Below are 21,008 nucleotides of genomic sequence, written 5' to 3'. Positions count from 1 at the left end.
ATATCGGTGTGTTACCAATGGACGGTGCATCCGTCTTCCACACTGCCAACCACCCGGCGTCCGGCGCTCCCTCGGTCCGGCCATGAGTCACCCGAATCCGGACAGGCAGGCGGCGCCATCGGGGGCTCCGCCCCGCATCGGGTCGCAATCCTCGTCTACGACGGGGTCAAACTTCTGGACGTCGTCGGCCCCGCGGAGGTATTCGGGGAAGCGAACCGGCTCGGTGCCAACTACACGATCGTGCTGGTGTCACCGACCGGTGCCGATGTCACCTCGTCCATCGGGATCCGGATCGCGGTCGACGCCGCCGCCACGGAGCCTGCTCCCGACACGTTCCTGGTGGCCGGCGCAGACCTCTACCCGCGCACACCTGTGCCCCGTGATCTGATCGAGGCCACGCGAACACTCTCACTCCGGGCCGGCCGTATCGCGTCCATCTGCACCGGAGCCTTCATCCTCGGCGCCGCAGGCCTCCTGGACGGCAAGCGCGCGACCACACACTGGAAGGTCGCGCACGAACTCGCCGCCCGCTGCCGGGCCAGCCGCGTCGAACCCGACGCGATCTACGTCCGTGACGGCACCACCTACACCTCGGCAGGCGTGACCGCCGGCATCGACCTGGCACTGGCACTCATTGAGGAGGATCACGGTCCTGATCTGACCCGCGACGTCGCCCGCGCCTTGGTGGTCTATCTGCAGCGTTCGGGTGGCCAATCGCAGTTCTCCGCCCCACTGCAGGGACCGCCGCCCCGATCTCCTGCCCTCCGTAGAGTCACCGACGTGATCACGGCGAATCCCGGGGGAAACCACTCACTCGGCGAACTCGCCAAGCACCTCAATGTGAGCCCTCGGCATCTCACGCGGCTCTTTCGCGAGGAGCTGTCCACTACGCCGGCCCGGTACGTGGAAAAGATCCGGTTCGACATGGCGAAAGCCCTACTCGATCAGGGGCATACCGCAACGCAGACGGCATCCCTTGCCGGATTCCCGAATTACGAGAGTATGCGGAGAATTTTCGTGAGGGAATTGTCGCTCAGCCCCGCCGCCTATCAGCGCCGCTTCAGAACAGCGCGCCGGGACGACGAGGGGCAGCAGTAAGACGAAGCTGTCACTGCGTGGTTACCGCCACGGCTTCGTCCAGAACATCCCGTGATATTGCCGACAGCGCAGCCCGCCCAGGCGTGCTCAGCGAGTATCCACCAACGTGCCTGCTCACCAAGCCCGCCCCCCAAGCCCCACCACGACCTGCCTGCCCCTCCCGGGCCACCAACCTCTGCGCCATCGCAGCCATGCCACCGGACCGCCTCGCTGCACGTCTGGAAGATGCCGCCACCACTCTCGCCGACGTAGGGACCGTACCCGCCCGACACCACAGACCTCACCAAGGCTGGGTGACAACATCCGATCAAGATCGTGTTTCACGATACCGAACAGCTCCACGGGGCACCCCGGCCGGAATCGTTCGTATGCTTGCGCCACCACTCCGAGACTCAGTGCGCGACAAGACATGCCAGAATCCTGGCACGAGCGACTCCTGCGGTGCTTGATCCTTTCTGGCGGCCCAGGCGCGAGCTGATGTCTCATGAGACACCCAAAAGTCTGGAGAAGGACGGGTACCGGGCTCAGCTCGCCTTGTACGCGGGCGGGTGCTGCTGCGCTCACGGCACGGCACGGACATGACGGCCTCGTTCCCCGAGATCCGGGTGGCGGCCCTGGCGCAGCGGCCGGCGGACACCGGGATCGACGGGGTTATTTGACCTGTACGGGTGTCTCACTGGCCGTTCTCTATCCGTCCGTGTGGTCGGTGGGATTCGAACGAGGGCCTGGTTTGGGTGAGTCGGTCGGTTCGGGTGCATGGAAGAAGGGCCTCTTGGTAGCTCGCGGTTGTCGAATCCAGCGAGATGCAAGAGGCCCTGTTGTCGAAGTGTCGCGTGGTCCTGGTCGCCGAGTCCAGTTCGTCCACTCCTGGGTGTGACTGCCTCGCCCATCGGTTCGGGAACGCGGCGGACCGGCCGGAGCGCCGGCCTCGATACGACTCGGACATGAGCGATGCGGAGTGGGCACTGGTGCGGGATCTGCTGCCGGTTCCCGGATGGCTGGCGGGCCGGGGCGGCCGTCCGGAGAGCTACTGCCACCGGCAGATGATCGACGCGGTGCGTTACCTCGTCGACAACGGCATCAAGTGGCGGGCGATGCCCGCCGACTTCCCGCCATGGCCACGGGTCTACGCCTTCTTCGCCCGCTGGCGGGACACGGGACTGGCGGCCGAGCTGCACGACCGGCTGCGCGGAGCCGCCCGCGTAGCTGAGGGCCGAAGCCGACCGCGGCGGTCGTGGACTCGCAGTCCGTGAAGGCGGACGCCACCGTCACCCTGGCCTCCCGGGGATACGACGCCGGGAAGAAGATCAACGGGCGCAAGCGCCATCTGCTCACCGACACCCTCGGGCTCCTTCTGGCCGTGCTGGTCACGCCGGCATCCACCACCGACCGGGACGCCGCCCGCGTCCTGCTGCCCACAGCAAAGAATCACTTCCGGCGGCTGGTGCGGATCTGGGCCGACGGTGGTTACTCCGGCCACCTCACCGACTGGACCACCCAGCACCTCGGACTGGTCCTCGATATCGCCCGCCGCAGCGACGACGTCCAAGGTTTTCAGGTCCTGCCCCGCCGCTGGGTTGTCGAAAGATCCTTCGCCTGGCTCCTGCGCAGCCGACGCCTGGGCCGTGACTACGAACGACGCACCGACACCAGCGAGACCATCATCCTGTGGTCGATGACCATGCTCATGAGCCGCCGCCTGGCCGCCTGGCCGCCCAGCACCAGCACCAGCACCAGCACCAGCACCAGCACCAGCACCAGCACCAGCACCAGCACCAGCACCAGCACCAGCACCAGCACCAGCAGCGTCAGGCTCCGGCACAGGCAGCATGAACCTGCCCGGCTTCTCCTCGACCAGCCAGCCCCGCTCCACCAGCCGTTTCAGCCGGGCCCGCGCTCCCTCGACGCGCGAGGCGGACGCGCTGTCCCAGCCCAGCACCACCGCCGCCCGCCGGGCACCCAGCCCATCGGCTCCCGCCTCCACGACGGCGGCCATCAACGCCTGATAGTCCACCGACAACACTTCGGTGTCAGCCCCGTCCTGGCGGTGAGGCACCGCCCGGCGCGGCCCCACCGGCTTCCTCTGCGACACCCTCTCGGGCGTCACGGCGGGCGCATCCGCCTCGGCCAGCGCCTCCAGATACTGCTCCAGGCCGATCACCCGGCGCCTGAGCACCTCTTCCGCCTCTGACAGAGCCGCCCGCACCCGCTCCAGCTCGGCTTCGAGGTCCTCCACCCGCATCGCCGCGGCCTTCTGCCGCGCTTCCAGAACCGCCCGCATCGATGGCACCCGCCACTCCCACGACATCTCGGCCAGCAACGAACCGAGACTCCCGCGACAACCGGCCTCTCACGCCTGACCAGCAGAAACCACACACGAGGTTCGGAAAGAGAACGACCTCTGAGACTGGCGTTGCGGGTGACGAGGTGGCGCCGTCTATCGATGCCTGTGTGGCCCCAACCTGCGGGAGGTGCTGCCGGCGTTCGTTGGCCTCGGCCTCGCTGTGGTGGGCCCGGTCTTCTTCCTCGCCTGGCTGTACCGTGCGCTCGGCGTCGGTGGTCTGGTGCTGGGCGTTGTCCTGCTTGCGGCCGTCACCATCGTGGGGATGCGCTGGCGTCGCGCGGCGGTCCGCCGGCGCGGCGGCATCTATACCCATGCTGAACTCGTGGTGCTCGATGAGCACGGCCTGGCGGCGGCTGCCGAGCGGATGCTGCAGCGGGACGGCCTGGCACGTCATCCCGACGCCGGAGAAAGCGGCGGCCGCGCCTGTACGCACGTGACCGCGGCGGCCGCCAGCTCGACGTGGCGTTCCGCCCGGCGGACGAGGTGGTGGACGGGGGCGCCCCGGCGGGACCGGCGCCTGTGCGGGAAGCGGGCCGCTCCGGGGTCGACGGGCTGATTCGGGTGGTCATCAGCCGGGGGGCGTACAGCCGCGCGGAGGTGGTGTGGGCCTCCCGCCACGGCGGGGTGCACCTGGTCGACGGTCGCCAGCTGCAGCATGGGCCGCCGGGACCGGCCTGGATGACCTGGGACTCTCCCGCCAGGTCGGCGGTAACAGTCCGGGCGACTCTTACCCCACCTGACCTGGTCCAGTTCCTAAAATTCGTCCTCAGATGAGGGACCAAAAGCGGAAGCGGGCACCCCGGTGCCCAGCCGGCGGCGGCCCGGCAACGGCGCCTTGGCCACCTCGTCCTCAATGTCCGGGGCGGGCGGCTCGGCGGTGGCGCGCTCGGCAGCTGTCCGCCCTCGCTCCTGGCAGTTGCCAAGCGGCGACTGCTCCTCGACGGGGCGGGGGCCGGTGCCCGATGGGCGGCGGATGGCCGGTCATGAGGTCTATGCCGCCAGCGCAATGTCGGTGGTGGCCGCGATGCTGCTCGCGCGAGTCGCCGTCCAGCGGTGGGGCCCCGAGGGCGAGTAAGCAAAGTGGAGCTCATGGTTGAAGCAGCCGTGCCGGTTGCGCTCGGCGATGCCGGGGCTCGGCCCTATGCTCACGGCGGTCTGCTTGAGCCCGCTGACGACCCTAGGCTCGTCGCCTACTACCGGGGGCACGGCCCGAACCCCCAGGGCCGCGCACGGCTGGGTGATGACACTCGGCATCGAGCTGCTCCTGGCCGCCGACATCCGCGTGGGGGCAGTCCCACCCGACCTAGAACCGGCCGCCGCTCGTGGACCTCAATAGCTCCCGGCGCCGCACTGCGCCGATACGGTGCGCGCCGCACCGCGATCACCGGTTCGGTCCTCGTCGTGGCCGGCATCGCGGGGCTGTCCCGGCTCGGTCGGTCCTCGACCCGGTCCCGCAGACCGACCTGACCGCAATCGCAGCTATTTCCCGCAGGCCCACGGACGCGGAGCCCTCGCGCCTGCTGTTCGCCGGCGTCCTCGTGCGGTCATGAGGTCACCGGGCCGAGGTGGGCCGGGCGCGGGCCCCGGCTCCGGCTGGGGGACCGGCGTAGCCGGGCGGGGCGTCACCGACGACGGTCCCGGTGGTTTCTGGGTCAACGTGCCCCTCGCGTTCGTCCTCGCCGTCCTCGCCCTCGCCGTACGCGGGCCGGCACCTCAACGTGCGTTCGCTCTCGACCGCATGCGTTTTTGGCCTTACGGCGGCGCGCTGAGCGAAGCGCCCACACGGGACGACCTTGTAGTCGTCGGTCCTCTGCTGGAAGAACCAGCCCGGCGCGGACCCACGGCTGGCTGTCGATCATCAGGCCCACCGGGTGCTCCGTCCAGGCGGCGTCGAGCGCGTCTCGTGTACCACGACCAGGCCGAGCGACAGGGGCGTGCGGGCGGCGTACGCCCGTGCCACGCCCCGAAGCCGTTGTTCCGCGCTCTCCCGGGCCTCCACCGCAGGGCTGCTCTCGCCGAGCTTGCGCAATTGCCGGTCGCTGACAGCACGGTTGGGAGTAGTGGAACAGGCTGAGACGGCGAACAGGACGACCACGGTCAATGATCCCCACACGCTCTTCGAGCCGACGGCACGCCGCGCGAAGCCCCTCACGCTTGTCTGCCTCTCATCAGCAGCTTCCTCTCCATCGTCGTACGCCCGGCCCGGCCGCCATCGTCCACCACGCGGCCGGGCCGGGCATGAGTACCCGTACTCAGACGGCAACTGCCGTTGCCGGTGGACAGCAAGCACGTCCGGATGACCGGGCGCGGCTGAGGGATTGAGCAGCGAGTACTCAGGCACGCGCCGGCGGAGCCGTGACGTGATGGACGGAGCACTTGACGGTCATGGATCTCCCCTCACTGAAGTCGGTTACATGAATTCACTCTTTTGCTCGCTTCGCCTGCCGAATGGAGCGGTTCTGCCCAATCGGATCGCCAAGGCAGCCATGGAAGAGAACATGGCGGTCGACGGCCAGTTGCCCGGCCAGGAGTTGTTCCGGCTGTACCGGCGCTGGGCGGAAGGCGGTGCGGGACTGCTGATCACGGGCAACGTCATGGTGCACGCCGAGGCGCTGACGGGGCCCGCCGGCGTCGTTCTCGACGAGGCCGCGCCGCTGGATCCGTTCGCCGAGTGGGCGAAGGCCGGCAAGGCGGGAGGCGGGACGATCTGGATGCAGATCAACCACCCTGGGCGCCAGATCGGTTCCGACATGCCTGGCGTCGTGTGGGGGCCGTCCGCGATCGGCGTCGACCTGGGCAGGCACAGTGGCCGCTTCGGCCGCCCCGTCGCCATGACCGCCGAGCAGATCGAGGAGACGGTCGCCCGGTTCGCCGTCACCGCCCAGCGCGCCGAGCAAGCAGGTTTCGACGGCGTAGAAGTGCACGCCGCACACGGCTATCTGCTCTCGCAGTTCCTCTCCCCTCTGGTCAACAAGCGCACCGACCGGTGGGGCGGCTCGCTGGAGAATCGGGCCCGGATGCTGCTGGACGTGGTCCGCGGCGTACGCGCTGCCACCTCGCCCTCCTTCGCGGTCGCGGTCAAGCTCAATTCCGCGGACTTCCAGCGCGGTGGCTTCGACACCGACGACGCACGCCAGGTGATCGAGATGCTCGCACCGCTCGGCGTCGACCTGGTCGAGCTGTCCGGAGGCAGCTACGAGAGCCCGGCGATGTCCGGCCGTGCGGCCGACGCCTCCACCCAGGCCCGCGAGGCGTACTTCCTCGACCTGGCGAAAGACCAGGTCGCGGCGAGCCCGCTCCCGCTGATGCTGACCGGCGGCATCACCCGCCGTGTGACCGCCGAACGCGTTCTCGACAGCGGCGTGGCGGCAGTCGGGATGGGCACTGCCCTTGCCGTCACACCCGACCTGCCCGAGCGCTGGCGCACCGGCCGCGAGGCCGACCGGCAGCTCAGGCCGGTGACCTGGTCGGACAAAGCGCTCGCCTCGGCCGCGAGCATGGCGCAAGTCCGGCATCAAATGCGCCGGATGGCCCGCAGCAGCCGCCCCACGCCCGGCACCCACCCGGCGGTCGCCCTGTTCGCCGAACGGCGCAAGCAGCGCCGGGCGCTGCGCCGCTACCGCACCTGGCTGAGCAAGGAGAGGCGCGCCGCATAGCGCCGGCACCTCCAGCACGACAGTGGGGCGGCGCGGCTCCGGCAGAGCCGCGCCGCCTCATCGTTGACAGGGCGTGGGGGCTGCCGGTGGGTGGATGCCTCCGCTGGGGGGCCGGCTGTGAAGGCGGGCCGTCGGGTAGACGGCCCCCGGTGCGCACCCGTTCTCCCGGGCCCTTGCCCTTGGGGTGGCCTGATCCTCCTCAGCTCCAGCCGGTGGCCACCAGCGGTCCGGTCGTCTTCAGATACCGGTGACCGGTGGCCCTGTCCGTGTAGTGGGAGCCCGGGGGTGCTGCCAGGCCGGTGCCGCGATAGGCGTTCGGTGAACCGGATCCCGTGATGTCGTACGCGCCGGACTCCGATTCCCCGTGGGCCCAGGTGTTCAGCGTGTTCCGTACGTCGATCCCGGACAGGAGGACGCCGGAGGAACGCGCGTCCGGGCCCGGCGCCCCGGCCAGGGCGGACATGAGGACCAGTGTGTTCCCTACCTGCCCGTCTCCCCAGAGCACACTGTCGCGCACCTCGACGTCCTTCACCGCTCGCAGGGCGACCGACCCGGAGTGGACTCCGAGCACTGTGCCGTTGTGGTGCGCGTACGTCCCCTGGATCGAGACGTCGGTGGTGAGATCGGCGATCCGCCCCTCGCCGTGGGTGGCGTTGGCGACGAGGATCCCGTGGTCGGTGTTGTCCCTGACGCTGCTTGCGCGGATCGTGACGTGCCTGCCGGAACTGACGTAGATCCCGTGGCCGTTGTTGCCGTAGGACCGCAGGTCGTCCACCACGACTCCCTCGGGCACCACATCGGCATGGTCGGTGGCGTACGCCTCGGAGTTGACGATCAGACCGGCGCTCTCCTGCGACCGCGTACCGTTGCCGCTGACAGTGCAGTCGGTGATGACACTGTCGCGCGCCGGGTGCCAGCCGAGCACTCCGCCGCCGACCGCTCCGACCAGAATGCCGGCCACGCGATTGCCCGAGGAGACCGCGCTGCGCACGGTGACACGGCTCGATCCGCCGAGCGCGATGCCCGCCCCCCAGTACCCGCCCGCGCCGTTGCGCGCTCCGCTGCCGACGGTCTCCACCTCGTCGATGAGCACGTCGTGCGCGCCCATGGTCATGAGGATGCCGACCTTGGGCATGCCGTCGACGCGGACCTCGGAGATCCAGCCGCTGGATCCCTGGGAGAAGGCTATGCCGTCGGTGCTCCGCCCTTTCAGGTCGATGTCGGACGGGCCCGTCCACACCACCTGGGAGCGCTCGACCGCGCAGTCGCGGCAGTTGTTGTACTGGACGACGCCCTGGCTGATCGGGCCGTCGACGCCCTTCCTCACCTCGATCCTCAGGTCCTGCACCGACACGTCGCGTACGGCGTCCAGCCCGGTGCCGGAGGCCGCGGGCTTGTTCACGATGAACGCCGCGTAGTGGTTGATGTCCGGATCCCCCTCGACGGGGTCGACGACGACGCTCGCGCCCGGGGCACCCTTGATGCAGATGCCGTCGGTGTTGACCGCCACGTGCCGTCGCAAGAGGTGGGATCCCGCGGGCACGCTGAGGACTCCCCCGCCGGGCAGGGCGGAGAGGGCCCGGGCGAAGGCCGTGGAGTAGTCGCCGGATCCGTCGTGGAAGTCGCTCACGTTGACGTGTCCGGGGCCGCAGGACGGTTCGGCGGGGGCCTCCGCTGCGGCGCGTGCGGGTGTCTGCGCGCCGAGCAGCAGGGCGAGCGTCAGCAGTGCGGTGCCGGCCCGCTTCCGCCGGGCCACAGGATCAGCCGCGGTCATGACGGTCACCTGCGGGGTGCGTCTTCATGGGCTCGTCGGCGAAGCCGGTGCGGCCCGGTGGCAGGGCTTCCTGCCGTACGGGCTGCCCGTGATCACCGGTCGGGTCCTGGTCGTCGGTTCTCATGGCCCTGGCCTCGCTCTTGAGGATGCGGGCCGACCTGCCGACGGAGCGCGCGACCTCGGGGAGCCTTTTCGCGCCGAACAGCAGAAAGACCACGAGAGCGAGGAGGAGCAGCTCGGCGGGGCCGATACGGGACAGCATGGTGGGGGAACCTCCTTGTCGGTGACATGGCCGGGGCGGCCCCCGAGCCGCCTGGCGGGCGGCTCGGGGACCGTCGGAACCTGCGGTCAGACCGGCAGCGTGGCCAGGTAGACCGTGCGCCTGCGGCCGGTCGGGGAGGACAGGCCCGTCGGATGGGCCTCCAGCTCACGCAGCGTCAGACGCAGCGAGCCGGCGGGCGCGTCGGCGGGCAGAGTGACCGTGCCGGTCCACGTCACGAGGTTTCCCTGGGTGACCGAGGACGTCAGTGTCCGCGGGGGGTCGGAGAGGGGCTGCCACTTCAGGTCGGGATCGGCCACCCCCGGTGTCGCCCGTTCCACCTGGACCTGGAGGACGGAGGGACCGGGGCTCGTGGCCGTGGCGGTGTACGACCGTCCTGTCACGGTCACCGTCCGGGAGGAGCCGGTGCCGGTGACGGTGGCGGTGCGGTCCGGAGTGATCTGCACGAAGCCCGCCGTGACCACCGGGGACAGATGGCATCCGCTGATCGAGGCGGACTGGAACCTGGCGAAGGCCAGCCGGATGAAGGGGAAGTAGGAGGTGTGCCGCTCGCCTCGCGGGAGGGTCACCTCGATGTCGGCGTACCACAGGCCGCGGTCGGAGTCGTAGGCGACGTCGTATCCGACGGCGTTCACCTGGGCACCGCCCGCCTCTGCCAGCGGCAGGTCGAAGCCCGTGCCGGCCGTGCCGCGGAACGAGGTGGTGGCGGGGGTCGCGGGCAGGTCCGCGGTGGCGAACGCGGGGTCGCGGCCCCACATGGTCACGTAGGGTTCCAGTCGGGGCGACGGGTCGGCCGTGTCGCCATTCCAGAGCACGATGCCCAGCCGCTCGTCGGGGCCGGAGGACCACCACGGCCGTTCGAGGTAGACCCGCAGGCCTCCCTTGCGGACGCTCTGCTGCGCGGTCTCGGTCCACGAGAAGGTCGGCACGATCGAGTGGATCCGGGGTGCGGCCGGCCGGGCGGTGCTGTGCACGATCCGGGCGCTGACGGCGGCCGAGGTCCTGGTGGTCGTGGGTGGTACGTAGCTCATGACCAGCGTGCCGTTCTCCGGCATGTGGCCGCCGGCGGTGCGGCGGACGGTTCTGCTGCCGGGGTCCAGGAGGTAGTCGCCGTCCGCGGTCCGCGGGTCAGTGGCGCTCGCCGGGGCCGGTTCGAGGAGATTCCCTGTGGCCTTGTCGCGGATCTTGATTCCGGCGGGTTCGGCGTCGGCGGTGTAGGACGCCTGGCCGTCGGTCACGGTGAGCTCGGTCTCGTTCCGGAAGTACTCGGTGAAGGGGCTGGTGGCGACGGCCCGGTAGACGACGCGCCGGTGGCGGGTGTCACCGAACTCGTGGCGGACGTCGAGGGGCAGGTCGTCGGGGCCCGGCGAGGCGCCGGGCGCCCGCTCCACCCGGAGCGTGGCCACCGGGGCGCGGAAGGTCCGGGCGGGCTCCGGCTCGGGGCCTCCCGGTCCTTCGTCGACGGGCATGGTCCACTCCCCCACCAGGTCGACCGTGCCGGTGCTCTTGCGGCTGATGTCCACCGTGCCCCGCACTCGTGCCCACGTCGACGACGGGCCGCCGGCCCGGTCGACGGTCAGGGTGGTGAGGGAGGGTGTCTTGAGCGGGGTGCGTACGGCGTGGACGAGAGTGATCTCCCGGTAGGGGGTGAACATCGTGTGGCGGCCCCCGGCTATCAGGTTCCGCAGGACGGTGAGGTCCGTTCCGGGCCCGGACTGCGCCGCCCAGTCCCGGATCCACGTCCACACGCCCATGAGGTCGACGTCGCCGTCCTTGAAGCGGCTGCTCAGCCGCAGCGTGTAGAGGTCGCCCGGCGCGAGGCGGATCTCGAGGAGGCGGTTGGTGTCGTCCCGCGTCCAGCCGGCGGTGCTGCCGCGGGTGAGCCTGATCCGCCACGCCCGATGGGTGGGCCACTCACCGAATGGCGCTTCGACCTGCAGGGTGGTGGTGGCGGTGGTGTCGGGCAGGCCGCGCACCAGGATCTGGCGGGCGAGGGGGTCGGGCAGGTACGGCACGGGCAGCGAGTCGGTGTCGTAGTAGAACGACTCCTCGTACGGGGCGGGTTCGGGATGCGCCGCCTCGATGCCCTCCAGGGTCGCCGCGTCCCGTGTCCTGATCATGTCGTACACGTCGCGCATCGGGTGGCCTTCGCTGCCGGCGTCGAAGCAGCCGTGCTGCTCCGCCATCAGCTGGGAGGTGCGCGGGGGCACCAGGTGGCGGACGGACTCCTGTGCCGTGGTGTCCGAGCCGGTGGCGCTGCGGATGACGAGTCGTTCGGTGCCCTCGGCCTGGGTGCGGGGCTTGCGCAGCAGTACCTCGGGCGGATTGACGGGTTCGAAGCGCTGGTGCACGACGGCCGCGGAGCGCAGTTCGTCGGTGTCCTCCAGCTCACCGGCCGCCGCGGGGCGACTGTTTCCCGCCAGGTCCACCACGCGGGCACGCAGCCGGTAGGAGTGGCCGAACCTGAGCCGGGGCAGGCTGCCCGGCGGTACGCCGAAGTCTCCGACGAAGGGGAAGTCCTCGCGGACGACCGGCTGCTGGCGGTGGGGGCTGCCGTCGGGCCCGACCGCCGCTCCCGGACGCAGGACGCCCAGGCTCCATCCGGTCCACTGGACCAGTTGCTCCTGGAGGTACAGATCGGTGTCCCCCCTGACTCCCGAACTGGTGGGCGCGGTCGTGACCACGGCCTCCTCGCTGATTTCGACGGCGACGTCCGGGTCGTCGGCGAGGAAGCGGTAGTGGCCGGTGCGCGCCATCAGCGTGCGCCAGGCGGTGTCGGCGGCGTCCCGCACGTCCCATCGGTATCCCTGGACGAGGTCGTCCAGGTACAGGCGGAGGGTCCCGCCCTTTTTCTCGCCGGTCTCGGTGAAGGCGGCGCCGTTCAGCTCCTCGCCTCGGGCGAGTCCGCGGGCCAGGCCGGACGCCCGGCCCGTGCGGGCGACCGCGATTCCGGCGGTGCGCAGGGCCGGCAGCGGATGCCCGTCGGGGACGTTGCGGGCCCGCGCGACATTGCCGGCGAACTGCCCGGCCAGGAGCGCGGCTCCGTCGACGTCGACCGGGACGGTGAGGAAGGAGTGGGAGTTGCCCAGGCGGAGCAGACCGTGGTCCCAGTCCGCGGTGTTGGGGTCGCGTGGCCGGGCCTCGAAGCGGTTGCCGCCGATCAGGCACGCCGTGTGGGGGCTGACGTCGACGTCGGCGGGGGTGCCCAGGGACGGGTTCCAGGTCGGGGTCACGGTGACCCAGCCGTTCCTGACCGGTCCCTGCAGCAGGGCCAAGACCCGGGAGTCGGTGATGCGCAGGTCCACCACCAGGCCCAGCATGCGTTGCAGCGCCGGGTACTGCCGTGTGGCGGCGACCGTCTGATGGAAGTCGAACTCGGGTTCCGGCAGCGGCGGCAGGGCACCGCTGCCCTTCGGGCGGCGCCGGTGGAACCGTGTGAGCTGGAGGAAGCTGCGGGCGATGCCGTCCGGGCCGGTGTCGCCCGCGTCGTAAGGGATGGCCCAGGTGGCGGGGGTGGAGTTCGCGCTGGTGTCGAAGCGGTCCTCCAGCTCTCCGGCGAGAAGCGCGCGGCGTTTGACGCCGCTGTCGTTCTCCTCGAAGCCGAGGGGGCCGAAGGCGCCGCTGTCGACGAGGGCGGCACGGCGGGGGTGTTCGTCGGGTGAGACGGCGCCGAATCTCCCCCACCGTCCGGCGATGAAGCCGAGCAGGTGCGCGGTGGGGTACGAGCGGATCCGCCTGCGGACCGCCCCCGCAGAGGTGTGCCCGCGCACGGTGGTTCTGGGGGTGAACAGGGAGCGCCATCTCGCCGACTCGGGGGTGGAGACCCGCACTGCTTCGACGGGCGCCCCGGTGATGCCCAGATCGGGGAAGCCGACGGTGAAGGACATCCCGGAGACGATCCTCGGCCAGTCGGACCAGTCGGGGAACGCCGACAGTGCCTGTGTGGCCCCGTCCGTCCGGAGCCGGGGCGCGATCAGCACCGAGAGACGGACCGCCCCCGCGGAGGCGCCCGCGGGAAGTCCGGTCCAGGTGATGGTCTGGAAGGGCATGTCAGGCTCCCACGGGGGCGAAGGCGGCGCAGTACTGGTCGAGCCATTCCTGCTGGGTGAGGGTGTCGCCGAAGGACACGCCGGCGGCTTGGGCGCTGGCGGCCAGTTCGGCGGGTGCGCTGCGGGCGGTGGCGGAACTCCGGTTGGCCCGGGCCGAGGCGCCGTCGCCGCTCCCCGATCCCTTGATCAGCTCGCGTCGCACGGTGTAGCTGTTGGAGAAGCTGAAGAAGAACAGGTCGACCGAGACGGACACGGTCGCCTCGCCGACCAGCCGCTCCGGGGTGTCGTAGTAGCTCAGGGCGAGGTAGGCGACGAGTGAGAGCGTGACCAGTCCGAGGACACTGACCGCGCCGGAGAACTGCAGGTAGGCGGTGAGTTCGCAGGCCTGGTCGCCATTCTCGGCGGTCTCGACGGCAAAGTAGATGCCGGCCTTGGCCTCGACCGCACCGCTGACGACGCTGCCGATGGCGAAGGCGTAGGAGGCCTTCACCTCGAAGGAGAACTCCAGCATCTCCACGCCGCCGAGCCCGAGCTCCACGGCGGCGAATCCGCCGCCTCCGAGGAAGGAGAGGACGACGGAGAACGGCTTCTCGCGGGAGCTGAAGGCGAAACGCACGCGGATCGGCTTGCCGTCGAAGGGGATCATGATGCCCGCGGAGACCGCCAGCCCGGTCAGCGCGAAGGCCCCCAGCTGGATCTCCGGTACGGCGAAGCTCCTGTTGAGAGCGACACCCTGGGGCGACACATCGACATATCGGTCGCCCTGGCCCGCGGTCGGCTGCTCGTCCGCGGCCGCGAGGGCGTTGGCGGGCGCCAGGGCGGCCCGCCGGAGGGACGCTGTCCGGGCCGAGCCGCCGCCGGTGGTGGCAGGTCCGGCCGGGGGCTCCCAGCCGAGGAAGGTGCAGTAGCGGGAAAGCGCCTCGACGAACTTCAGGGCCCCGTGGAAGGAGACCGTACGGACGTCGCAGTCGACCTCCGTCTTGGCGTCCTTGCGCTCCACGAACCGGAAGCGGGCGACGTCGAGACTGACGAAGCGGGTGGCGGCCTGGGTGCCCCACAGGTTGATGGTGAAGTTCTTCAACTCCCCCTTGACGACCCGGTCGACCACCTCGCTCGGCGCGTCCACTCGCGACGTCACCCGGGTGTCGACGGTCAGGCACTTCTTCGGGTCCGCGGGGACGAAGAGGTTCACGCCGGACGGCCAGGCGCGCAGTTCGGGGTTCGCCTTCGACCGCAGTTCGGTCATGACCGGCCGCCCGTCGGCGTCCGTCTCCTGCCGCGCGGTCAGCTCGAGGGCCTGTTCGGGGTTGGGTCCCTCGCTCTGCGGCTTCAGCAGGTCCTTCAGTTCCAGGCCGCCGGCCACCTTGGCTTCGGAGCGCGGATACATCTTCTGGGGGTCGAAGAGGTTGCGGGCGGCATCATGGGCGTCGCCCGCCACCGGGCCGCGCAGTCGGGAGATGCCGGCGATCGCGAAGACCGGGGTGACCACGCCGCCCGACCGGTCGGCGGGGAAACGGACCTCCACCTGGTCGGACTCCGTGGCGGCCAGGAACACCTCTCCGGGGTTCTGGGAGCCGAACCCGCCCGCCACATAGCTGCTGCCCTCGGCGTCGTGGTAGGAGAAGGTGCCCGTGGCCAGCTCGTCTCCGAGGAGTTCCTGCACCACGGGCAGGCCGGCCGTCAGCCGGTCCAGCGCCGGGTAGAACGGCGCCCGTCCCGCGTCGACCATGGCCGCAGTGTCCGCACCGGACCGCGGTGCCTCTCCCATGAACACCATCGACTCCACCGGCAGTTCGGTGTCACCCGGGTGCGCGCCGGGCTGCGCGAGTGCGACGGGGCGTCCGCCGAACCCGGCCGTACGCAGCCGGCTCTCGTCCTTGTACGTCTCGTGCAGCTGCCGGAGGTGGTTGGCGTCGCGGGCTCCTTTGTCCGACACGAAGACCAGCGGCGAGGTGAAGTCGGCCTCCTTGCCAGCCCAGTCGGTACCGCGCAGATGGAAGCCGTACGCGCTGTCGCCGACCCGCGGCACATAGGAGTTGGCGGCCGTCCCGCCCTCCACGTACTCGGTCGCCGGTTCCAGGGGCGGGGTCTGCGCGGTCAACAACCGCACCCGCCGGAAGGGGAATCTGCGGCCGACGTTGGGCAGATCGGAGTCGCCCTGGTACGACTTCACCGGCTGACGGACGACGAGGATCAGACGCGTGCGCAGAAAGGCGGCGCGCGCCTCGCTCGAGGCGCTCGGGCGCTGCGACTTGCGTTGCGTCAGACTCAGTACGGCGGCCCGGTGTCCGAACGGATACAGGAAACCGGTGCTCACCACACGCACATAGTGGTCCCGCCCGAGGACACCCTTGTGTGTCCACTCCCGCACCCTGCTGGAGTAGTCCGCGGTCGAGACCGGGTCCCATTCGGCGTGCAGGTCGTAACCGGCCCCCAACGTGCTGAGGGAGAGCCGCTCCACCTCGATGGGCGCGGGCAGGCCGCCGCCGACCGTACGGAGGGAATAGTCACCGGAGAGCCGCACGATGTCGTAGCGTTCGCGGGGCTGAAGAGCGGTGCGCAGCCCGTCTGTCGTGTCGCCGGAGGGTACGGAGGCCGGCGTGGTGAGCCAGTCCGCGAAGCCCGGGTCGCTCGCCCAGACCGCCCGGACGAACGGTTCGGCCTCCGGTGCCTCGACCACCCGCCAACTTCCGTCCTTCTGCCGCTTTCTGACTCCGAGCCGGGTCTCCCAGACCTCGGTCCACGAGCCGTGGGTGACGGGCCGCGCGCTGTGCGCCCAGCCGCCGCTCTCGGCCGGCGACAGCTGAAGCCGCCAGGGCAGCTCCAAGGACGTCTCGGTGGCATCGGGCCGGCGTGGCAGGCCGCGGAAGGTGTCGGGCACCGTCCGCGGCTGGGCGTTGGGCACCAGTCGCGGAGAGAAGCGGGCCCAGTCCAGCACTTCGTCGACCGTGAAATCCAGCGGGAGCAGACCGGTGACGTCGAACGCCAGCCGGCTGGTGTCGGAGATTCGCGTGGGCACGGGGTTCACGGTGGGCGGCTCGTTGCCGCCGCCGGACGCCTCCAGGAAGGTCCTCTCGGTGACGGCCTGGGGCCCGCAGTGGACGACGACATAGGCGGAGAGGGCCTGGTCGACCCGGACCAGACGGGCGCGGTCCTCACTTGTGTCGAGCGAGCAGTTCCACAGCGCGAGCGTCAGGTCGACCATGTCGGCCTGACGCACCAGCGAGACTACTCGCACGGGCCCGTCGGCGGCGGTGGGTTCACCGAGGGCGTTCTCCCGTGAGCCCCCGCCGCCCGGAACCGCTTGGGAGACCGCCGCAAGAAGACCGGCCGCCCCCGCGGCGGTCAGCACGCCCCGCCGGGTGACTCCGCTCCCACGGCCTGCCGGCCCTGCCCCGGTCGGAACAGGCTCCTTCGGAGCGGCTTCCGGCGGCTGTTGCGGATCCTCCGTGAATTCCCCCTGCGACACGAATTTCTCCCCTCACTTCTGTGGCAAAGGGCACTTCCCGCGGTACTGCGGGAGGGCCCTGGTGAACGTGTGCGATGCGTGCCCGGCGGCCCGGCCCGTTCGCCGGGCAAGCCAGTCGATGTGCCGGAACGCCTGAAGAACGCCGCAGCAGGTGTGTCCACCAGCGGGCGGACGCACCTGCTTCAGCCGACTCCTGCCGGCTCCTGTCGATTCCTGCCGGATCAGTACTCCACGATCCGCACGGACTCGACGCCGAAGGCGCAGGAGTCCGTCCACTTGGTGACCGTTCCGTCGGTCCACCCTCCGGCGCTGACGGAGTACAGCGGGCTCCAGGCACACTCGGCGCGCACGACCCACCGCCCGGTGCCGGTGCAGGTGCCCCAGCCCTGGTTGCCCCAGATTCCGGTCGTGCAGTTCATGTGGTACTGGGGCGTCGTCGCCGCGGAGGCGGACGGCGCCGCCAGCACCCCCAGCCCGGTAGTGGCCAGTGCGAGCGCTCCGACGACGGGCGCCTTCTTCAGCCGTGATCGCAAGGTCATGCCGGTGTGTTCCCCTCACTTGCTGATGGGTTGTCAATGACAAGGAACAACCTAGGAATTGCCCGTGATCACCGTCGTGAGCAGTTGTTACTCACCTGCTTGGGGCCCGACATGGGCGATCAACGAGTAGGAATTACTCATGGCCGACGCGCTGTCGCCGGGTGACGCTACGTCAACTGTCAGCCAAACCAAGGAGGATGAGCGTGGCAGGACACCAGGACAGGCTGGTCGCCAAGGCTGGGACTCTCATCAGTGCGGCCCTGTTGAGTGTCTCGATGGCGGCTCCCGCCGCCCAGGCGGCAACCGGCTCCGACCCGGACCTGAAGACCGCCGAGGCGACAGCGGTCAGCTGGAAGAACGAGGCGGGCGGCACCGAGACGATCCGTGCCCTCACCCCCGCGGAGGTCACGGCACGTGGACTGGCCAAGTATGTGAACCTCTCCCGCTACGAGATCACGAAACCGCACAAGAGCGCCGGCGCCGCTCCCGCCGTCCGGACGAACTCCAAGGAAGCAGCGGTCGCGGCCGCCTACGGCTGTTGGTCCCACGACACCAGGAGCGTCGGCACGGACCAGCTCTACGGCACCGGTCACACCGACTGGTGCGGCAACGGAAGCGCCATCACCTACACCTCCTCCAGTTGCTCCGGGTACGACGCACCCTGGATCCCGTCGTACAAGTACCTGAGCTGCACCGCCAATCCTTCCTACGGTGTCGGATTCAACGTCTACGACGTCAGGTACAACTGGGACCTCTGCCCCCTCTACGTGCCGCTGTGGGATTCGTGCACGACTCACTCCCGGCCGCTCACGCATCTCCGCTTCGGCGCCGGCGGAAGCTACTGGGTGATGTCGCAGAGCTGAGCTGACCTGACCTGAACCGCCCTGGGAACAGGCGAGGGCCTTCCGTAATGCGATGCGGGCACGGCATCGCAGCGATACGGAAGGCCCTCGTGGTCGCATGGGCTTCGTACAAAAGGGTTCAGCGAGTCCCGGTCAGGCCGGCGCTCCGCCGGGAAGACGACCAGGTGGTTTACAACCCTTCGGACGGCTCCGTCACCTTGCAGCGCAACGCCACCGTGTGAGCGCGGTCTCCGCACCTGACGAGGGCAGGGGCGGAGACCGCGTCGATGCCGGCAGCCGCGTCCGTCGGCTACGGGCGCTCGTTCCTCCTTGCCACGAGGGCGATGTCCTTGACGGAGTCGTCGATGATGACGTCTCCCTTCCGCCAGCGGTCCCCCGCGTTGGCCTGCGGGTCCTTGCGGTCACTCTGGGCGATCCACCGGGAGCCGGTGTAGACGTAGGTCCGGGGATCGATGAGGAATTCCTCCCGTAGATCACCCTGCCCGTTGCCGGGCAGGAAAATGGCGATCGCGTCGCGCCCGAGTACGTCGGTGGCTCGGGCCGCCTTGATGCCCGGGAGGGTGGCCAGGGCACGGTAGACCGTCGCGAGGCCCTCCGGCGGTGCCGGATAGCTCCTCGCCAGCACCTTCAGCGCCCGGAATTCGTGCTGCGTCCTGCTCTCCTGGCCATCACCGGGACAGAAGGCACGAGCCTTCGCCTTCGCTGCGTTCACATCGTGGGGCAGACCGGCGAGGAAGCGGTACTGCTCGCGCGGCGAGTGGTCGTCGCCTGCCCGGCCCTGCTCCAAGGCCGGGTCCGCGTAACGTGTCCACGATTCGCGCTCGCGCAGTCCCCGGTGCTCCTGGTCGGTCGCATTGGCCTCGGCCTCCTTGACGTAGACCCACCGATCCTGGCGCAGGGCCGGCACGGGACGCCTGGCGATCGCATCGGCGGCCTGCTCGAGGAACTGGGCAGCGCTTCCCGGCTGGGTGATGTACGCGGGCCGGGCCACCGGGACGAAACCGGGTTCTTTGCCCTTGGTCCCGATCTGGCCGCTCACGACAGCCACAGCGCCGATCGCGGCCGCCGAACCAACGGCGGCCAACCGCCGGCCGGTCCGCGCCCGGCGAGCTTCGTCCTGACCGCGAGCAGCCTTCAGCAGGTTACGGCGGCCGGCGGCCAGCCGACCGCGGTCCGGCTGAGGGATGCCGGCGCGCAGGTCACGCAGCAGAGTCATTTCATCCATTCCGAGCCACCTCCATGGCATCGACGACGAGTGCGGGATCGGCGCCGAGCGCCGTGCGGAGCTTGCGGCGGGCACGGTTCAAACGTGAGCGCACTGTTCCGAGGGGGATGCCCAGGGCATCGGCGACTTCCTGATAGGTGAACTCCGCCCAGGCCACGAGCAGCAGGACATGCCGGTCTCCCGCCGACAGCTCCGCCAGGGCGCCGGCCAACTGTTGCTGTACTCCTTGCGCGACCACCCGGTTGTCGGCGTGCTCCACCCAGGACTCGACCACCGGGTCCGAGCCCGTGCGCGCGTATGCCCGCAGCATCCGGATTTCCGAGCGCCGTCGCCTGCCGATCAGCTTGGCAGCGATTCCGTACAGCCATGGGCGCGCACCGACCGCCGAGGCATTGAAGCGACTGCGTGCGCGGAATGCGACCAGGAATGTCTCCGACGTCACATCATCCGCCGCCTCCGCGCCTATTCGGCGCATCGCGTACCGATGGATGTCTTTCGCGTATTGGTCGTACAGGCGCGCGAACGCTTCTGGCTGCCGCAGTGACTCTTCCACCGCGGCGGCATCATCTGATGGTTGCCCACTCACACTCACTCCGACAACTTCGTGCCTACCTGACACTCCCTTGTTGCCCGAACCCGGGAATCGAGTTCACGGAGCATGTGGCCTGACTTCACCCTCGTACTCGACGAATGGGGGATCAGCCGGCACATGAGTAGCGCCTGCTCATGATGGATCGGTATGTGCTTGTCAGTGCGGCCCTCGCTGTGCGGAGCTCGGAATTCGGATCCTTTTTGGCATGCCGGCCAGGTCAGGGGGCTGTGCTTTTTCGGGATGAGTGATCGCTGCTCATGGGCACGGAGTCCCAGGTGTCGGTGAGACGGCATCCCATCCACGCACGCGGTGGAGGTTGGCGGTCTTGGGGTATGCGGTGTCGGGCGCCGTGCGAGGGCCGAGCTCGAACAGGTCGAGCATCAAGAAGAGCGGGTAACCCGGATACTGGGGCATGCGTCTTACGATCAGGCCTTCGCAGCCGATGACCGTGCCCGACGGTCCCCAGATGGCCGTCCAGGTATGCGGTTTCGACGCGTCCAGAGGCAGGGCGACCTCGGTCATGTCGGTGACCAACCGCTCATCCGAATGCGCTTTCAGCCCGCACCGGGCGTGAGTCGTTCTCCCGCCGACGGCAGCGGCGTCGATCTCGAAAATGCAGATCTCGCCGCTGTCCCTTTCGGACAGGTGCTCCGTCCCCACGAGCCACGCGGCGAGCATGCAGCCCTCGTCGAGGCTCGCGCTGACCGTCACGTCCACCCGTCCGGCGGTGGGTGCCCACAGGAGGCGTTCCGCCGTCTCCGTGCGGACGACGAGTCCGTCCGGACGATGCCGGTGTGTTCCCCGCCGCGAGCCCACCGGGCCGGAGAAGAGCCCGGTCTGCAGGTTGGACACGCGAAGCGGGGCGTCTTCCGCCCGCCAGTCCGGCTGGTCGGCGTCGATACGCAGGCGCAGCCCGCTGTCGCCGAGGTCGTAGCGTGCCTGGGAGCGATCCGGCGTCGTCCAGTGGGGCAGATAGTGGTCGATCCAGAGGTTCTCGTCGAGCTGCCGGGCAGTGAAGTCGTCCTCGAAGTCGGGATCGTGGGACGGGGGGTCGGGAAGACGGCCGAGGCTGGGGATCATCATGTGCATCATTGTCCTGCTCAGGACGAAGACAGCCGG

The 21,008-nt window shown here is 69.9% G+C and carries 13 protein-coding genes and 2 pseudogenes; 6 read left to right on the top strand and 9 right to left on the bottom strand.

The genetic code is table 11. The annotated features are described in order from the left end of the window. Positions 1-117 precede the first annotated feature (117 nt). The 3 genes and pseudogenes from ACFY2L_RS13565 to ACFY2L_RS13555 all read left to right on the top strand — a co-directional run. The gene (locus ACFY2L_RS13565; RefSeq protein ID WP_390822422.1) at positions 118-1,098 is read left to right on the top strand and encodes a GlxA family transcriptional regulator; all 981 of its coding nucleotides are present in this window, start codon (positions 118-120) and stop codon (positions 1,096-1,098) included. A 944-nt stretch (positions 1,099-2,042) separates the two neighbouring features. Further along, positions 2,043-2,351, top strand: coding sequence for a transposase (locus tag ACFY2L_RS13560; RefSeq protein ID WP_390822378.1), 309 nt, complete (start codon positions 2,043-2,045; stop codon positions 2,349-2,351). Beyond that, a pseudogene (locus ACFY2L_RS13555) lies at positions 2,333-2,728 on the top strand (transposase); the annotation flags it as partial. The gene ACFY2L_RS13560 and the pseudogene ACFY2L_RS13555, both read left to right, overlap by 19 nt. A gap of 156 nt (positions 2,729-2,884) precedes the next feature. On the opposite strand, the pseudogene ACFY2L_RS13550 reads toward ACFY2L_RS13555, so the two are convergent. Next, a pseudogene (locus ACFY2L_RS13550) lies at positions 2,885-3,379 on the bottom strand (hypothetical protein); the annotation flags it as partial. A gap of 190 nt (positions 3,380-3,569) precedes the next feature. Here ACFY2L_RS13550 and ACFY2L_RS13545 point away from each other — a divergent pair. Together ACFY2L_RS13545 and ACFY2L_RS13540 are read left to right on the top strand one after the other, a co-directional pair. Beyond that, a complete protein-coding gene (locus tag ACFY2L_RS13545; RefSeq protein WP_390822377.1) occupies positions 3,570-3,998 on the top strand; it encodes a hypothetical protein in 429 nt (142 codons plus the stop codon). 1,858 nt (positions 3,999-5,856) lie between these two features. Continuing rightward, complete coding sequence (locus tag ACFY2L_RS13540; RefSeq protein WP_390822376.1) at positions 5,857-7,098, top strand: NADH:flavin oxidoreductase/NADH oxidase family protein; 1,242 nt, start codon at positions 5,857-5,859, stop codon at positions 7,096-7,098. A 199-nt stretch (positions 7,099-7,297) separates the two neighbouring features. On the opposite strand, the gene ACFY2L_RS13535 is transcribed toward ACFY2L_RS13540, so the two are convergent. From ACFY2L_RS13535 to ACFY2L_RS13515, 5 genes are all read right to left on the bottom strand, one after another. Continuing rightward, positions 7,298-8,872, bottom strand: coding sequence for a right-handed parallel beta-helix repeat-containing protein (locus tag ACFY2L_RS13535; protein ID WP_390822375.1), 1,575 nt, complete (start codon positions 8,870-8,872; stop codon positions 7,298-7,300). Beyond that, on the bottom strand, positions 8,859-9,134 hold the full coding sequence (gene tatA, locus ACFY2L_RS13530; RefSeq protein WP_390822374.1) for a Sec-independent protein translocase subunit TatA: 276 nt from the start codon (positions 9,132-9,134) through the stop codon (positions 8,859-8,861). The genes ACFY2L_RS13535 and tatA overlap by 14 nt, the downstream gene beginning before the upstream one ends. Positions 9,135-9,220: 86 nt before the next feature. Continuing rightward, the gene (locus ACFY2L_RS13525; RefSeq protein WP_390822372.1) at positions 9,221-13,201 is read right to left on the bottom strand and encodes a hypothetical protein; all 3,981 of its coding nucleotides are present in this window, start codon (positions 13,199-13,201) and stop codon (positions 9,221-9,223) included. A gap of 1 nt (position 13,202) precedes the next feature. Next, entirely contained in the window at positions 13,203-16,421 is a 3,219-nt protein-coding gene (locus tag ACFY2L_RS13520; protein WP_390822371.1) for a hypothetical protein, read from the bottom strand. Between the two features lie 470 nt (positions 16,422-16,891). After that, the gene (locus ACFY2L_RS13515; protein ID WP_390822370.1) at positions 16,892-17,209 is read right to left on the bottom strand and encodes a hypothetical protein; all 318 of its coding nucleotides are present in this window, start codon (positions 17,207-17,209) and stop codon (positions 16,892-16,894) included. A 203-nt stretch (positions 17,210-17,412) separates the two neighbouring features. Here ACFY2L_RS13515 and ACFY2L_RS13510 point away from each other — a divergent pair, with 203 nt between their 5' ends. Next, complete coding sequence (locus ACFY2L_RS13510; protein ID WP_390822369.1) at positions 17,413-18,072, top strand: hypothetical protein; 660 nt, start codon at positions 17,413-17,415, stop codon at positions 18,070-18,072. A gap of 289 nt (positions 18,073-18,361) precedes the next feature. Here ACFY2L_RS13510 and ACFY2L_RS13505 read toward each other — a convergent pair whose 3' ends face one another. From ACFY2L_RS13505 to ACFY2L_RS13495, 3 genes are all read right to left on the bottom strand, one after another. Beyond that, positions 18,362-19,297, bottom strand: a complete 936-nt coding sequence (locus tag ACFY2L_RS13505; RefSeq protein WP_390822368.1) for a CU044_5270 family protein — start codon at positions 19,295-19,297, stop codon at positions 18,362-18,364. After that, on the bottom strand, positions 19,290-19,883 hold the full coding sequence (locus ACFY2L_RS13500; protein ID WP_390822367.1) for an RNA polymerase sigma factor: 594 nt from the start codon (positions 19,881-19,883) through the stop codon (positions 19,290-19,292). Before ACFY2L_RS13500 ends, ACFY2L_RS13505 begins: the two co-directional genes overlap by 8 nt. Before the next feature lie 261 nt (positions 19,884-20,144). After that, complete coding sequence (locus ACFY2L_RS13495; protein ID WP_390822366.1) at positions 20,145-20,972, bottom strand: hypothetical protein; 828 nt, start codon at positions 20,970-20,972, stop codon at positions 20,145-20,147. Positions 20,973-21,008 lie beyond the last annotated feature (36 nt).

The sequence above is a fragment of the Streptomyces sp. NPDC001381 genome (assembly GCF_042895685.1).
GTDB lineage: Bacteria > Actinomycetota > Actinomycetes > Streptomycetales > Streptomycetaceae > Streptomyces.
Note: the sequence above shows the minus strand (reverse complement) of the source record. Positions and strands in the feature narration are given on the sequence as shown.

What these genes read in the sequence shown, in the direction of transcription:
- ACFY2L_RS13525 (WP_390822372.1), bottom strand. Translation starts at nt 13,201, where the DNA reads ATGCCCTTCCAGACCATCACCTGGACCGGACTTCCCGCGGGCGCCTCC.
- ACFY2L_RS13560 (WP_390822378.1), top strand. Translation starts at nt 2,043, where the DNA reads ATGAGCGATGCGGAGTGGGCACTGGTGCGGGATCTGCTGCCGGTTCCC.
- ACFY2L_RS13540 (WP_390822376.1), top strand. Translation starts at nt 5,857, where the DNA reads ATGAATTCACTCTTTTGCTCGCTTCGCCTGCCGAATGGAGCGGTTCTG.
- ACFY2L_RS13535 (WP_390822375.1), bottom strand. Translation starts at nt 8,872, where the DNA reads ATGACCGCGGCTGATCCTGTGGCCCGGCGGAAGCGGGCCGGCACCGCA.
- ACFY2L_RS13505 (WP_390822368.1), bottom strand. Translation starts at nt 19,297, where the DNA reads ATGGATGAAATGACTCTGCTGCGTGACCTGCGCGCCGGCATCCCTCAG.
- ACFY2L_RS13495 (WP_390822366.1), bottom strand. Translation starts at nt 20,972, where the DNA reads ATGATGATCCCCAGCCTCGGCCGTCTTCCCGACCCCCCGTCCCACGAT.
- ACFY2L_RS13515 (WP_390822370.1), bottom strand. Translation starts at nt 17,209, where the DNA reads ATGACCTTGCGATCACGGCTGAAGAAGGCGCCCGTCGTCGGAGCGCTC.
- tatA (WP_390822374.1), bottom strand. Translation starts at nt 9,134, where the DNA reads ATGCTGTCCCGTATCGGCCCCGCCGAGCTGCTCCTCCTCGCTCTCGTG.